This window comes from Vibrio mimicus CAIM 602 (genome assembly GCF_000338875.1).
Classification (GTDB): domain Bacteria; phylum Pseudomonadota; class Gammaproteobacteria; order Enterobacterales; family Vibrionaceae; genus Vibrio; species Vibrio mimicus.
Window position 1 is genome coordinate 224530 of the sequence record NZ_AOMO01000044.1, and the last position, 14027, is coordinate 238556.

Below are 14027 nucleotides of genomic sequence, written 5' to 3' on the forward strand. Positions count from 1 at the left end.
AGGAAAGTATGACGTTTTCTATTCCTTGGGATTCGTTAATTGGAGGAATGTTTTTAGGGATTTCAGCGACATTGATGTTGCTAATGAACGGAAAAATTGCCGGGATCAGTGGAATTTTGGCTGGCTTGTTGACCCCAAAATCGCGGGACTTTGCATGGCGACTGCTGTTTGTGGTTGGCATGGTTGCCGGCGGTGTAATGGGGGCAACGGTGTTTGGCCATCATGTACCTACCGATTTTGGTGTGAGTAGTGTTGTGCTTGCAGCTGCGGGTTTATTGGTTGGCGTGGGTACACGATTGGCCAATGGCTGCACCAGTGGACACGGGATCTGCGGTATTGGCCGCTTATCTAAGCGCTCCATGGTGGCAACAGGCGTGTTTATGACGGTTGCTGCAATCACGGTTTTCGTTCGTCTTCATCTGATGTAAGTGGCTTGGTATGAATAACGTTTTGTTTCGTGCGACTTCGCTGGTCGCTGGCCTCTTATTTGGCTTAGGTATGGTGGTATCAGGCATGGCTGATCCGGCCAAAGTGATTGGGTTTCTGGATGTCGCAGGCGCTTGGGATCCAAGCTTGATGTTTGTTATGGGTGGTGCTTTAGCAGTGTTCATGCCTGCTTATTTTTTACTGATCAAATCACAAGCCAAACCCGTGAATGCCAAAGTGTTCTGCTTGGCAAATAACACCAAGATTGATCGTCGGTTGATCTCTGGCTCTGTGATCTTTGGTTTGGGTTGGGGTTAGGTGGGGATTTGCCCGGGGCCGATTGTCTCTAGCCTTGCTTTAGGCAACATAGGCGCGTGGGTGTTTTTTCCTGCCATGATGGTTGGCTTAGGACTCACTAATTTGTTGATCCGTATTAGAAATCGTAAAGAAACTCAGACACAAATCGCCTAATGCAACTAGTGTATTAGGCGAACATTCAGGAAATCGCTACCCAACCCGTTTGGCATGCTCACGATGCAGTGTTCTTAAGTGGGAAGGGTAGAATCTGCGAGGGAAGATGATGAAAGCATTAACTTGGAGTATCGCACTGATCTTGGCTTCTTCGGCTTACGCTCAAAATCAAGACAGTAGCGAGCTGTTTACCGTGAAAAAAGAGTCGATCTCGCAGGTGGTCGAACTGGATGGTGTTGTGCAACCTGTCAACCAAGGTTCTTTGGCGGCACAAACCTCGGGGCGAGTGGTGGGGCTGTATGTGGATGTTAATGACTACGTCAAAAAGGGCCAAGTTCTGCTAGAAATTAGCGCTGTTCAACAATCCGCCTCGCTAGATGCTGCTAAAGCCCAATTGGCGAGTGCCAATGCCCAAAACCGAGAAGCGCAAGCGCAGTTAAACCGCTATCGCCAACTTTTCCCTAAAGGGGCGATTTCCAAAGATCAAATGGACTCTGCTGAAGCTCGGGCACGCAGTGCGGATGCTGCAGTGAAATCGGCACAAGCTGCGGTGGAACAAGCCAAAGAGTCTTTGGGTTATACCAATATCACCGCTCCTTATGATGGAATTGTTACCAAGCGCATGGTGGAGCTGGGTGAAACCGTTGCCCCGGGAACACCACTGCTCAGTGGTTTTTCGCTCGATGAACTGCGAGTGGAAACTGAAATTCCGCAACGCTATCAACCATTCGTTTCTCAAGTGGATCAATTTACTGTGCGTACAGCGCAGGGTACTTTGCTCAAACCGACCGAATTCAGCTTGTTTAGCTATGCCGATCCACAATCACATACCTTCAAAACTCGCCTTGAGCTGCCTGAAAAAACGGCTGCACTTGTCCCCGGCATGTGGGTAAAAACCGAATTCAATTACGGTCAACGTGAAGTATTAGTAGTGCCCAACAGCGCCGTGTTACGCCGTGCGGAACTGAGCGCCGTATACCGAGTCGATAACGGTCAACGCGCACTCAACCCCGTACGTTTGGGGCAAGTTTATGGTGACTATGTCGAAGTCCTTTCTGGTCTTGAACAAGGTGACGTGGTCGTAACGCCGGCAGTAACAGCAAAAGGTGAATGATATGGACAGTCGACTCGGTATTTCGGGTCGCATCGCTGCGGCCTTTCAAAATTCAGCCATGACGCCACTGCTCGCCTTAGTCGGTTTGTTGATGGGGTTATTTGCGGTCATGGTGACTCCGAAAGAAGAAGAACCGCAGATTGATGTGACCTTTGCTGATGTCTATATTCCGTTTCCCGGCGCTTCCCCTCGGGAGGTGGAAAGTTTGGTCACCTCACCGGCAGAGCAAGTGATTTCCGAAATTGAAGGGATCGATAAGATCTACTCTTTCTCTCAGCCGGATGGCGCAATGATTGTTGCCATTTTCAAAGTTGGCGTACCGCGTAATGATGCGGTAGTACGTATCTACAACAAGCTCTATTCCAACAAAGATTGGATGCCACAAGGCGTTGGTGTGGGTGAACCCATCATCAAACCGAAAGGGATTGAAGATGTGCCGATTGTCACCATTACTTTGGCGGATAAGAGTGATCGCTTCGATCAACAGCAACTGACGCAAGTCGCCCACGGTTTAGAAACCGAGCTCAAACGCATTCCGGGCACGCGCGATATCTACACGGTGGGCGGACAAAATACCATTGTCGATGTGCGTCTTGACCCCGCTAAAATGAACAGCTTTGGCATTACGTTAGATCAGTTGAATCAACATTTGCCTGCCGCCAATCAAAGTTCACCTATGTTGCGTTTAACCCACGATAACCAAGAGTTTCCGGTGCAAGTCGGTCAGTTTTTAACTCGTGTGGAAGAGGTGAAACAGTTGGTGGTTGGGCTGCATAATGGCACGCCCGTTTATCTGGAAGATATTGCGACCGTTTCCTTTGGTGTCAACACGCCCACTCAAAATGTATGGACGGGGGATCGCGAAGGCATTCATCCTGCGGTCACTATTGCGGTGGCCAAAAAAGGTGGTGAAAACGCGGTCGATGTGGCTAAAGCGGTGGAAGCCCGTTTAGTCAGCCTTGAAAACCAACTGATCCCGCAAGGGATTGATGTAGATATTACTCGCGATTACGGACAAACTGCCGCCGATAAAAGCAATACCTTGATTGGTAAACTCGCCTTCGCCACCACGGCGGTGGTGATTTTGGTGCTGCTGACCATGGGCTGGCGTGAAGCGATTGTGGTTGGTATGGCAATCATCGTTACCCTGATGATTACTCTATTTGCATCTTGGGCGTGGGGTTTTACTCTCAACCGTGTGTCGCTGTTCGCGCTGATTTTCTCCATTGGTATCTTGGTCGATGATGCCATTGTGGTGGTGGAGAACATTCATCGGCATATGGCGATGGGCAAACGCAAGTTATCGGAACTGATCCCTCCTGCGGTAGATGAAGTCGGTGGGCCAACCATTCTTGCCACCCTAACCGTTATTGCGGCCTTGCTGCCGATGGCATTCGTGTCAGGTTTGATGGGGCCGTACATGAGCCCAATTCCAATTAACGCTTCAATGGGGATGCTCATCTCCCTTGCGGTGGCCTTTGTGCTTTCCCCTTGGCTGGCGGGTAAATTCCTTAAAGCGGGACATCATCAGGAAGAAGGCAAAGCGGCGAATGGCATCTTCCACAAAATTATGTCGCCTTTTGTCACTGCACCAAAACAGGGGCGTAACCGACTGTTTTTGCTACTGATCATTCTGGCTTTGATTGCGGGATCGGTGTTGTTGCCAGTGTTCCAAGCGGTCGTGCTGAAAATGCTGCCGTTTGATAACAAATCGGAATTCCAGATTGTGCTGGATATGCCCGAAGGCAGTTCGCTAGAAAAAACGCAACGGGTGCTGTTTGAGATGGGCGCGGCGCTGAATGACGTTCCTGAGGTTCGTGATTACCAAATCTATGCCGGAACGGCCGCACCAATTAACTTCAACGGCTTAGTGCGCCATTACTTTATGCGTAACCAAGCCAACCAAGGCGATATTCAAGTGAACTTACTGGGACGCAAAGAGCGCGACAGAGATAGTCATACGATTGCCAGCCAACTACGCCCGCAACTGAATGAAATTGCGCAGCGCTTTGGTGGCAAAGTGAAAGTGGTGGAAGTGCCGCCGGGGCCGCCAGTTTGGTCGCCGATTCTGGCGGAAGTGTATGGTCCAACCCAAGAAATCCGTAACGAAGCGGCACGCCAAGTGCGTGAGATTTTCCGTGAAACGAAAGATATTGTTGATGTGGACATGTACCTGCCGGAAATGCATGAAAAATGGCAAGTGGTGATTGATCGCAGTAAAGCTGCGCATTTCCAAGTGCCTTATGCCTCGATTGTCGATGCGCTGGCGACCGCGGTGGGCGGTAAACCCATCACGTATCTGCACAGTGAGCACAGCAAATACCCGATTCCGATCCAGATTCAAGCTGCAGAAACCGCCAAAGTGCGTTTAGAGCAGGTGCTGAATATGAAAGTGGGTAGCAGTAATGGTTATGCTTATCCGCTTTCCGATCTGGTTGAAGTACGCCAAACCCGTATGGATGATTACATTGTGCACAAAAACCTCGTGCCTATGGTGATGGTGGTCGGTGATATGTCCGGCAATTTGGATAGCCCACTGTATGGCATGTTTGAGATTGGTTTCGCGCTTGATGAGCAAATGGGGTTGGATCAGTACTACATCCATCAACCGGACGGCCTAAGCGGTGTTGCTGTGGCATGGGATGGCGAATGGACGGTGACTTACGAAACCTTCCGCGATATGGGCATTGCCTACGCTGTGGGGATGGTGCTGATTTATCTGTTGGTAGTTGCGCAGTTCAAATCTTACCTTGTACCGCTGATTATCATGGCTCCGATCCCGCTGACCATTATTGGTGTCATGCCCGGCCATGCGTTGTTGGGGGCGCAATTTACTGCCACCTCCATGATTGGGATGATAGCGTTGGCGGGGATCATTGTGCGTAACTCAATCTTGCTGGTGGACTTTATTAACCAACAGGTAGAGCAGGGCATTGAGTTCTCAGAAGCGGTCATTCAATCTGCGGCAGTGCGGGCAAAACCGATTATGCTGACGGCGTTGGCGGCCATGATTGGCGCGGTATTCATCCTTGATGATCCTATCTTTAATGGTTTGGCGATCAGCTTGATCTTCGGGATTTTCGTCTCCACCGTACTGACCTTGTTGGTGATCCCTGTACTCTATTATGTGGTGATGCGTAAACGCTTCGCGGCACATTAACTCAGAGTTACGAGAAAATTTATGGATAGGGGCTGGCCATTAGGGTCAGCCTCTTTTTTTGATTAATGAGCCAGAAACGGCAATTGAAAAGTGCTAAAGGGTTTTCAAACCTCATTTTCAAGGCTGCATTATCAAATAATTTTTGAAAATGAATTAAGCAGAGGGTGGTTTCTTGTTTCGAGTCAGTCAGATATCTTAGCGTCATCTCGAAAGTCATCATCCTTAGGAGTGAAAAATGAATATTGTTCAAGCGTCTCAGTCTCGCTATTCCACCAAAGCGTTTGACGCAAGCCGCAAGCTGTCTGAACAGCAAGTTGCGGATATTAAAGAGCTAGTACGCATGAGTGCCTCTAGCGTGAACTCTCAGCCTTGGCATTTTATTCTGGCTGGCAGTGATGAAGGCAAAGCGCGTATTGCGAAAGCCGCGCAAGGCCAGTTCTCATTCAACGAGCGTAAAATTCTGGATGCGTCACACGTAATGGTGTTCTGCGCGAGAACCGATATGGATGAAGCTTATTTGCTGTCTCTGCTAGAAAGTGAAGATAAAGATGGCCGTTTCGCGAACGAAGAAGCCAAAACCGGCATGCATGGTGCGCGTAGCTACTTCGTAGGTCTACACCGTGAAGCGCTGAATGACGTACAACATTGGATTCAAAAACAAGTTTACCTGAACGTAGGCACACTGCTTCTCGGCGCTTCGGCAATGGGCATTGATGCAGTGCCGATTGAAGGTTTTGATGCACAGGTTCTGAACGAAGAGTTCGGCTTGACTGAAAAAGGCTTCAACAGTGTCGTGATCGTTCCACTGGGCTATCACAGTGAAGACGACTTCAATGCCAAACTGCCAAAATCACGTTGGCCAGCGGAAGCGGTCTTTACCGAGCTGTAAGCCATGATTCATCTGTTAGCGGAAATCAAAGCTTTCCCCGATTCGGTAGAGCAAGTACAAGCGCTGCTTGAGGCTCTACTCGAACCGAGCAGAAACGAAACGGGTTGTTGCCAATACGAGCTGTATCGCGACAACTCGATCGAAGGGCTGTTTTTAATGCAGGAAATCTGGTGCTCGGAAGAGAGCTTGCAAAAGCATCAGCAGAGTGAACATTTTCAGCATTTTCAGCAACAAATCAGTGAACGTGAAGTGCTGGAATACCTTCAACTACGCCCACTGAGTTTTGTTGGCTAATACGGCCTTAATGCTCTCGTGCTTCTATGGCTGTCAGTACCGTTTGACGTTGCTGGCAGCCTTTGCCACGTATGTATTCCTGAAATGCACGAATGGTCGGGGTGATCAAACGTCGATCTGCGCACACCATGTAAATTGGCACTGGGCCACTTTCCCACTCTGGTAAAATGCGTACTAATCTTCCGTCAATAATGTCCTGACTAATATCCATCAAGGATTTATTGGCGATTCCTTTGCCTTTTACTGCTAATCGGTGTACCACATCGCTATCATTACAAGTCGGGTTGCCTTGTACAACGACGCTGTGTGTTTCTCCATCACGGCTTAAAATCCACTTGTTGTGCAGCGTATCAGCAATCATGAAGCACAAGCAATTGTGATGTTGCAAATCGTCGGGATGAAGAATGGGAGGGTGAGTCGCTAAGTAATCTGGCGATGCACACAACACACGCTCATTCGAATCACACAACAGCATTGCCACCAAATTCGAATCTGCAGGTTTACCATAACGAATCGCGATATCGACCGGATTGGTGTACATGTCGGTCAAACTGTCGGAAAGCTCCAATTTCACCGTGACGTTTGGGTGCAGGGCAATAAACTCCTCAATCCAATCAAGCAGCAAATTGCGCCCTAAATCAGAAGGTGCACTAATGTGCAACTGACCCGCTAATTGGCCACGAGCACAGGCGATTTGATCTAAACCTTCTTGTAGAGTGGCAATCGCGCTTTGGGTTTTGGCGAGGAAAATTTCCCCCTCGTGTGTTAAACGGATATTGCGCGTTGAACGCACAAACAGAGGAAACTGCACTTGCTCTTCCAAACGGCGAATGGCGGCGCTCACGGCGGCAGTTGTGAGGGATAAGCTGTTGGCGGCTTTAGAAAAACTGCCTTGCGCGCCGTTTCGACAAACAAATTCAAATCATTGAGTGCTTTCATCTTTTTAGCCTATTGAGCTATTTCTAGAGCGGGATCCATGTGCTGAATGATCTCCACTGTTTGATACGCTTGCCAACGCTGCTGTGCGCAAGCATCACCGCCTTGTGCTTTGCGCTGATAGTGCTGCTGTAACTGCTGTAGATAGCGCTGCGCGATCTTCTGTTGATCTTCATTTGTCACATGCCAAAGTGCTTCACCAACACAAGAAAGACCATGTACTGCAGGCGAGTTTGGATTGATCTGCACATGCAGCAGCTCATAAATGCGTTGGTTTTCTTCCACTAGAAGTTCGCATTTCAGCTCAGCATTAAGCGCGATTAACTGCTCACGCAACGTATAAGTGTGGTGAACAGGGCAGAGCAGCAGGTCAAGGGGCGTTGCCGGATGGCGCTTGGCGAGCTCAGCAATAAATTCCGTCATCAAATCACCGCCAACACCTGCGATGATCACCAAATGCGATCCTGCGTTTGCTTCGAGTGGCAAATCGCGCACATCTAGGCAGTAAGTGCGCCAGCGCGGTGAGTTGGTCGTTGCAGGAAAATAGCGTGTTAAATCGAGAGTGACCTTCTCAATCAAAGAGGGAACGATATCGACAAAATGCACTGTGGTGCTAGGGTGCTGTTTGAGTAACGCCGCACCGAGTAAGCCGTGGTCGCAGCAGCAATCCCAAATATGGTCGTAGTCGCGCTTTACGTGTTGGACTAACTGAGTCAGCCGTTTTCCTAATTTCATGCAGTACCTACATGCCGTAACTAAAAGAAGCCGCCGCTATCGGCCGCCGAATCAAAACTGAGGCGGTCATTTTACTCAGGTTCGGAAAAATGTTGCAGAGAAAATAACAAACCAGTCAATGAGTTGTTCTTCTTAACGGGAGAGTGATTTATAGTGATTGCCTGTAACCTGTTCTGACAAAAGGAAATGTCATGGCGGCTCTGTTTTTCAAGTGCTTACTCGGAGCACTTGCGGTCTTGATCATTGCCCTGTTATCCAAAACCAAAAGCTTTTTCATTTCTGGCCTTGTGCCGCTGTTTCCCACTTTTGCCTTAATCGCCCATTACATTGTTGGCACCGAACGCACGATGGAAGATTTGCGTACCACCGCGCTTTTTGGGCTGTATTCGCTGATCCCGTATGCGGCGTATCTGCTGGCGGTGTACTACTTTAGCTACCGATTTAGCCTGACTTGGACTCTGGTTTCCGCCACTTTGGTCTGGCTGGTGTTTGCGGCACTCTTGCTGATAGGTTGGACGCGTTTACACCCGAGTATGGCCTAATTGTTGGAAATGGATTTAAGGAGAAAATTATGTCTGTAGAAAACAGGCTAACCTCAAAGCTGCCGATTGCCGAATGTGTCTCTTTCTTACTGATCAAAGAGGGTGCTTGCCTGCTCGAACGTCGCTCGGTAATGAAAGCGAGCGATCCGAATATCATCGCGATCCCCGGTGGTCATATCGAAATGGGCGAAAGCCAAGCGCAAGCATTGCAGCGTGAAGTGCAAGAAGAGTTAGGTGTGGAAGCGACAAGTAGCGTTTATCTCTGCTCGCTTTACCATCCGACAGAGATAGAGTTGCAATTGCTGCATTATTACGTGGTGGATGAATGGCAAGGTGAGATCGTCTGCCATGAAGCTGACGAAGTTTTTTGGACGCCAATGACACCAAGCGCAGTGGAAACTGTCGCGGATAAAATCGCGATTCAAGAGTTCCAACGTCTTTATCAAAGCGGTGCACTTAAAGCGTAAAATGAATCTTTCGGCGGGGGATCACTATTTTGGCAAGTCAGCCGCCCAAATTGTCTGGCACATTGTTATGGTAAGTACAGGCTGTGAGCTGTTATGCACCATCAGCTGTTTACAGCCAATCAGTATTTTCAAGGAAGAAAACATGAAGAAAACCGCACTCTTAGTGATTGATGTGCAACATGGTTTGTTTGCTCCAAAACCTAGACCGTACGCTGCCGATGAGGTGGTCAATAATATCAATCTGCTGACTCATTGGGCGCGTCAACACTCGCTTCCCGTGGTGTTTATTCAGCATCAAGAACCTGGATTGGAAGCCGATAGCGCCGATTGGCAACTCGAGCATCAACTTAACGTCGCAGCGAGTGATCATTTCATTCGCAAAACCACCCCCGATTCTTTTTTGCGTACCGAACTGGCTGCGTTGCTAGAAGAAAATGCCATCGAACATTTAATCGTGACCGGTTACGCCTCTGACTTTTGTGTGGATACCACCATTCGCAGCGCGGCGGGTAAAGGCTTTTCCATTCAGATCGTGAGCGATGGGCACACCACGCACGATACTCCTTATGCAAGCGGAGAGCTGATCCGACACCATCACACTTATGCGCTCAGCCATACGTCGAGCTTTGGTGTACCGATTACTGCAATTACTACCCAATCCTTGTTGGCTGAACAGCCAAAACGTTAAGGAGAGACTATGCCGTTAACCCGATTAACTCTGCAGGATGAAACGGCCTTTGCCGAGTTCTTCCAAGATTTTCAGCGCAACGATCCGATCAACTGTGATTTTTATCGCCAAGGCGATGAAAACTTTGCCGACTATGTGCAACTACTGGATGACACCGCCCATGGTCAGAATCTGCCTTGTGGCTATGTGCCATGCAGCCATCTTTGGTATCACGATGAGCAAGGGAAAATTCTAGGTGCGCTTCGCTTACGCCACCACATTGATACGCCATTTCTCACCCAAGAAGCGGGACACATTGGTTACGATGTCACGCCGAGTGCACGTAAAAAAGGGATTGGTACAGAGATGCTGCGCTTAGGGCTGATTGAAGCCAAGCGCTTGGGATTAAAACGTGTGCTGCTGGTGGCTGATGAAGATAACCGCGGTTCACGCCTTGTTATTGAGCGCAATGGCGGAGTGTTGGAAAGCATCATCTCTGGGGATTTTTACCCTAATTTACTGGCGCGTTACTGGATTGATTTAAAAGAATGAACGAAGCATTCACAACTCAATAAGGAGAGACAGGATGCAATTGATCGGCGAGCGAATTTGGATTTTTGATGGTGAGGCAGTGCCATTTTTCAATATGCCGTACACCACACGAATGACCATTATTAAGCTGCATGATGGGCGGTTATGGGTACACAGCCCGATTCGACTGACGGAAACTTTAAAAGCGGAAGTCGATTCCTTGGGAGACATCGCTTATCTGATCGCTCCAAATCATTTGCATCATCTGTTTATCAAAGATTGGCAAGATGCCTTTCCGCAAGCTCAAGCCTTTGGCACACAAGAAGTGGCAAACAAACGGCCAGATCTTCATTTTGATGGCTTGTTAACTTCGGATTTTGCAGTCCCTTGGGGAGATGAAATCGCTTATCTACTCTTTACGGGTTCGAAAGTCATGCAAGAGAGCGTTTTCTTTCACCCCCTATCGCACACCTTGATCCTGACCGATCTGATTGAAAACTTTTCACCCTCGGCGATTACGGGTTGGCGACAAAGAATTGCCCGTTGGGCCGGTGTTATGGCTCCAAACGGACAAACTCCGCTCGATTGGCGACTCACTTTCTATTTCAACAAGGCCGAAGCCAGTCGACATATGTCGACCATTCTGAGTTGGGAACCAAAGCAAATTGTTCTAGCGCATGGTGAATGGATAAAAGAGCAAGCCGTAGAGTTTCTGCGCCATTCATTCCGTTGGTTGAAGTTTGAAAAGCACACTGAACTACAGCAAAACAAGAGAGCAAACAATGAAAATCGCTGTTCTGGATGATTACCAAAATGTGGTTATTGGTCTAAACGCCTTCCAATACTTACAAGAGCATGACGTTAAGGTATTCAATGACAGCGTGAGCGATGAGGCTGTATTGATTGAGCGACTGAAACCTTTTGAGGCTTTGGTGCTGATCCGCGAGCGTACCCAAATCACCGAAAATCTTTTGGCTAATCTGCCGAACCTGAAACTCATCAGTCAGACCGGAAAAGTCAGTAACCATATTGATGTGCCTCTGTGCGAGCGTTATGGCGTGACTGTGTTAGAAGGCATTGGCTCTCCCGTCGCCCCGGCGGAGCTTTGTTGGGGATTAATCCTTGCGGCTTCTCGCCATCTGCCAAGCTATGTACAACAACTGCAAGCGGGTGAGTGGCAACAAAACGGTGGATTAGGATTGGGCAGAACACTTTCTGGCCGTACGCTGGGTATTTGGGGGCTGGGTAAAATTGGCCAGCGCATTGCTCAATTTGGTCAAGTATTTGGTATGCAAATCTTGGTGTGGGGTAGTGAAGCCTCACGGCAGAAAGCGCTTGAGTTGGGTTATCAAGCAGCCGCCGATAAAGCTGAGTTTTTTGCTAAAGTCGACGTACTGTCACTGCATTTACGTTTGAATGACTCCACCCGTGGCATTGTGACCAAGCAAGATCTGCTCTCCATGAAAACCGACTCGCTGTTTGTGAATACCAGCCGGGCTGAACTGGTGGAGTCGGGCGCGTTGTATCAAGTAATGCAAGCTAACCCAACGCGCCAAGCCGCGGTCGATGTGTACGAAAGAGAGCCCGCGTTACCTAGCAATGAGCCATTACTCAGCTTGCCAAATGTGCTATGTGCTCCGCATCTCGGTTATGTCGAGAAAAACAGCTATGAGATCTACTTTCAAGCTGCATTTGAGAATGTTATTGGTTATGCGCAACAAATTGAGTTGCTTAAGTAACAATAAGATGCAAGCTCGACTCATATTTGAGTTGTGAATGGTATGTTTGTAATTGATGTCTAATTTGTGCTCATTGATTATGGATATTTCTGATTAGTTCGATATAAATGACACCCTTAATGTTTTGTTACTTATGGTTTCCGCAGTGGAACGGAAAATTCATTGATAAATGATAAGGGAAAAACAATGAAAAAAATCGTCTTGGCTATCGCCTCTTCTTTAGCTATTGCAGGTTGTGCAAGTAATGATATTGGCGATGCGGTAAATAATGGTGTTAATGGTGCCATTAGTGGTGTACTCGGCTCGGTAGGCGTTGGTGATGTGGTAAAAAATGACAAGAGCTTCAAAGTAGAACGTGAAGTTATGTACACCAGTTCGGCTAAAAAAATGAGCCGAGATTACGGGACCATCACTATTACTAAGACAGAGAAAAATCCTAAATCGCAAACGGAGCTTGTCCTGCAAAGTTGTACTCATCCACTGATTGGTGCAGTGGAGTGTAGAGGTTCATTGTTTGAAGTGACCAGTGAAGGATGGTTAGTCGATAAAGCGATTTTCTTCGATGATGGTTCATGGAAGGATATTTCACTCGCAGCGGGTAAGTATTACTTCAAGATGGAAACCGAAAAAACAGGCCGTGATTATTATGTTGCTGGCGAAGCGGTTATCACTCCATTCGTGACGAACTACGTTAGTTTGATCGTTGAATAATTCGCCTAGCGAGATTTTCGATACGCTCGTAGTATTCGACTCAGCGGTGCCTTAGGTACCGCTTTTTGCCAGAAAGGAAGGCATGATGTTCGAAAGAGCTTCTTTTACACTCTTTATTCAAATCTTGATTATCGCCGCAGTGGCTGCGGGGGCGGGGACGCTACTCTCCATTCCACTTTCTGAAATGTTTATTGCCGCGGGTTTGATTATTGTGCTGCACAAAAAACGTTTTCTGACCATTCATACACCCAAGTGGCTGCTGCTGTTTGTGCAAATCGTGCTCGGTATTAGTGTCGGTGCAACCATCAGTTTGACCGAATTAGGCACAACATTAACCGTGCCAGTGATTATTGGCTTGGTGTGCTGTTTAACGCTGCAGATCATCAGCAGCTATCTATGGCTGACCAAAAGAGAAGGGTGGACGCCGTTTGAATCTCTACTCGGTGCAGTACCGGGCGCGATGGCTGCGATTCTAGTGATTAGCGAATCGAGCCAGAAACCTTCCACCAAAGTGGTTTATTCCCATTCTGTGCGCTTGATGATCCTCACTTTACTGGCACTGTTGATCTCCAACAGCGCGCCGGATAGCGCATCCGTAGACGGCAGCTTGACCGTTTATGCTTGGCTTATTTTCTTCACTCTAGCGCTGGTTAGCTTATTACTTGGTAAAGCATCCACTTTACTCGGCATTCCCGCACCTTATATGTTGGCGGCGCTACTGGTTACCGCCAGCTTTAACAGCTTCTCCACTGGCATTGAAATGCAATTGCCTAAATGGATGGTGCTATTCGCCACCGCTTTGCTAGGTATTTTGATTGGTTCACGGATTGCCGATACCACATTGCGTGAAGCCATGGCGTATTCACGCGCTGGTTTCATGGTGACTATGATTGGCCTCTTGGTTGCAGTTGGCGTATCTGGCGTCTTTTCCATTCTGCTCGATAAATCATGGGTAGTTCTACTGCTCGCTTGGGTTCCTGGCAGTGTAGAGGCCATGACCGCCGTGGCCTTACTGCTCGGAATGGAGCCCGCGTTTGTGATGATCAACCACGCTCTGCGTCTATTGTTGCTCTATTCACTTCCCGCCATGCTGAAAAAGCAGTTAGAGGAGTTGAGGCGGAGGTGATGGGGGCTTTTGTGGGATAGGAGCTGTTTTACCAAGATGACAAAGGGTAGGTTTGGTCAGCGTAGAGATTGATACAAGTCCAACCTGACTCATTTCTGCCCCTTTCTTTGTTAACTCATTTACTCAGTGGCGGATCGTGCCACTGAAATCGCAGTACTTTTCCTTATAGCTGACAGTTGAGGGGCGGTACTCAGAAAATCCCCAAAGTGGCCATAGACG

At 48.3% G+C, this 14027-nt stretch carries 14 protein-coding genes and 2 pseudogenes; 14 read left to right on the forward strand and 2 right to left on the reverse strand.

Going from position 1 to position 14027, the window contains the following annotated elements; genetic code table 11:
• The first annotated feature begins 8 nt into the window (after positions 1 to 8).
• From D908_RS05400 to D908_RS05375, 6 genes and pseudogenes are all read left to right on the forward strand, one after another.
• Complete coding sequence (locus D908_RS05400; RefSeq protein ID WP_005525852.1) at positions 9 to 428, forward strand: YeeE/YedE family protein; 420 nt, start codon at positions 9 to 11, stop codon at positions 426 to 428.
• Between the two features lie 10 nt (positions 429 to 438).
• Positions 439 to 897 (forward strand): annotated as a pseudogene (locus D908_RS0119705) (DUF6691 family protein).
• A gap of 109 nt (positions 898 to 1006) precedes the next feature.
• Positions 1007 to 2011, forward strand: a complete 1005-nt coding sequence (locus D908_RS05395; RefSeq protein ID WP_005525856.1) for an efflux RND transporter periplasmic adaptor subunit — start codon at positions 1007 to 1009, stop codon at positions 2009 to 2011.
• Between the two features lies 1 nt (position 2012).
• The gene (locus D908_RS05390; RefSeq protein WP_005525858.1) at positions 2013 to 5171 is read left to right on the forward strand and encodes an efflux RND transporter permease subunit; all 3159 of its coding nucleotides are present in this window, start codon (positions 2013 to 2015) and stop codon (positions 5169 to 5171) included.
• Between the two features lie 235 nt (positions 5172 to 5406).
• Positions 5407 to 6060, forward strand: coding sequence for an oxygen-insensitive NAD(P)H nitroreductase (nfsB, locus tag D908_RS05380; protein WP_001028476.1), 654 nt, complete (start codon positions 5407 to 5409; stop codon positions 6058 to 6060).
• A 3-nt stretch (positions 6061 to 6063) separates the two neighbouring features.
• Complete coding sequence (locus tag D908_RS05375; RefSeq protein WP_000581568.1) at positions 6064 to 6354, forward strand: putative quinol monooxygenase; 291 nt, start codon at positions 6064 to 6066, stop codon at positions 6352 to 6354.
• A gap of 7 nt (positions 6355 to 6361) precedes the next feature.
• On the opposite strand, the pseudogene D908_RS05370 reads toward D908_RS05375, so the two are convergent.
• Positions 6362 to 7293: pseudogene (locus D908_RS05370) on the reverse strand (LysR family transcriptional regulator).
• A gap of 9 nt (positions 7294 to 7302) precedes the next feature.
• Positions 7303 to 8025 (reverse strand): tRNA (adenine(22)-N(1))-methyltransferase, encoded by a 723-nt coding sequence (locus D908_RS05365; RefSeq protein ID WP_005525864.1) that lies wholly within the window; start codon positions 8023 to 8025, stop codon positions 7303 to 7305.
• Between the two features lie 191 nt (positions 8026 to 8216).
• Between D908_RS05365 and D908_RS05360 the strand changes: the two genes are divergently transcribed.
• The 8 genes from D908_RS05360 (at position 8217) to D908_RS05330 (ending at position 13808) form a co-directional block, all read left to right on the forward strand.
• On the forward strand, positions 8217 to 8567 hold the full coding sequence (locus D908_RS05360) for a GlpM family protein (RefSeq protein ID WP_005525865.1): 351 nt from the start codon (positions 8217 to 8219) through the stop codon (positions 8565 to 8567).
• A gap of 29 nt (positions 8568 to 8596) precedes the next feature.
• Positions 8597 to 9034 carry an NUDIX domain-containing protein gene (locus D908_RS05355; protein ID WP_005525868.1) on the forward strand — a complete coding sequence of 146 codons (438 nt, stop codon included), beginning with the start codon at positions 8597 to 8599 and terminating at the stop codon, positions 9032 to 9034.
• Between the two features lie 142 nt (positions 9035 to 9176).
• On the forward strand, positions 9177 to 9722 hold the full coding sequence (locus tag D908_RS0119710) for an isochorismatase family protein (RefSeq protein WP_032467681.1): 546 nt from the start codon (positions 9177 to 9179) through the stop codon (positions 9720 to 9722).
• A 9-nt stretch (positions 9723 to 9731) separates the two neighbouring features.
• A complete protein-coding gene (locus D908_RS05350) occupies positions 9732 to 10253 on the forward strand; it encodes a GNAT family N-acetyltransferase (RefSeq protein WP_005525872.1) in 522 nt (173 codons plus the stop codon).
• A 34-nt stretch (positions 10254 to 10287) separates the two neighbouring features.
• Positions 10288 to 11037, forward strand: a complete 750-nt coding sequence (locus D908_RS05345) for a DUF4336 domain-containing protein (RefSeq protein WP_005525874.1) — start codon at positions 10288 to 10290, stop codon at positions 11035 to 11037.
• Complete coding sequence (locus tag D908_RS05340) at positions 11015 to 11971, forward strand: D-2-hydroxyacid dehydrogenase family protein (RefSeq protein ID WP_005525876.1); 957 nt, start codon at positions 11015 to 11017, stop codon at positions 11969 to 11971. The genes D908_RS05345 and D908_RS05340 overlap by 23 nt, the downstream gene beginning before the upstream one ends.
• A 186-nt stretch (positions 11972 to 12157) precedes the next feature.
• Complete coding sequence (locus tag D908_RS05335) at positions 12158 to 12682, forward strand: hypothetical protein (protein WP_005525878.1); 525 nt, start codon at positions 12158 to 12160, stop codon at positions 12680 to 12682.
• Between the two features lie 85 nt (positions 12683 to 12767).
• Positions 12768 to 13808, forward strand: coding sequence for an AbrB family transcriptional regulator (locus tag D908_RS05330; RefSeq protein WP_005525880.1), 1041 nt, complete (start codon positions 12768 to 12770; stop codon positions 13806 to 13808).
• Positions 13809 to 14027 lie beyond the last annotated feature (219 nt).

Excerpts from the sequence above, each read along its gene's own strand:
- D908_RS0119710 (WP_032467681.1), top strand. The coding sequence starts at position 9,177 with ATGAAGAAAACCGCACTCTTAGTGATTGATGTGCAACATGGTTTGTTT.
- D908_RS05345 (WP_005525874.1), top strand. The coding sequence starts at position 10,288 with ATGCAATTGATCGGCGAGCGAATTTGGATTTTTGATGGTGAGGCAGTG.
- nfsB (WP_001028476.1), top strand. The coding sequence starts at position 5,407 with ATGAATATTGTTCAAGCGTCTCAGTCTCGCTATTCCACCAAAGCGTTT.
- D908_RS05340 (WP_005525876.1), top strand. The coding sequence starts at position 11,015 with ATGAAAATCGCTGTTCTGGATGATTACCAAAATGTGGTTATTGGTCTA.
- D908_RS05365 (WP_005525864.1), bottom strand. The coding sequence starts at position 8,025 with ATGAAATTAGGAAAACGGCTGACTCAGTTAGTCCAACACGTAAAGCGC.
- D908_RS05390 (WP_005525858.1), top strand. The coding sequence starts at position 2,013 with ATGGACAGTCGACTCGGTATTTCGGGTCGCATCGCTGCGGCCTTTCAA.
- D908_RS05360 (WP_005525865.1), top strand. The coding sequence starts at position 8,217 with ATGGCGGCTCTGTTTTTCAAGTGCTTACTCGGAGCACTTGCGGTCTTG.
- D908_RS05375 (WP_000581568.1), top strand. The coding sequence starts at position 6,064 with ATGATTCATCTGTTAGCGGAAATCAAAGCTTTCCCCGATTCGGTAGAG.
- D908_RS05335 (WP_005525878.1), top strand. The coding sequence starts at position 12,158 with ATGAAAAAAATCGTCTTGGCTATCGCCTCTTCTTTAGCTATTGCAGGT.
- D908_RS05350 (WP_005525872.1), top strand. The coding sequence starts at position 9,732 with ATGCCGTTAACCCGATTAACTCTGCAGGATGAAACGGCCTTTGCCGAG.
- D908_RS05355 (WP_005525868.1), top strand. The coding sequence starts at position 8,597 with ATGTCTGTAGAAAACAGGCTAACCTCAAAGCTGCCGATTGCCGAATGT.
- D908_RS05330 (WP_005525880.1), top strand. The coding sequence starts at position 12,768 with ATGTTCGAAAGAGCTTCTTTTACACTCTTTATTCAAATCTTGATTATC.
- D908_RS05400 (WP_005525852.1), top strand. The coding sequence starts at position 9 with ATGACGTTTTCTATTCCTTGGGATTCGTTAATTGGAGGAATGTTTTTA.
- D908_RS05395 (WP_005525856.1), top strand. The coding sequence starts at position 1,007 with ATGAAAGCATTAACTTGGAGTATCGCACTGATCTTGGCTTCTTCGGCT.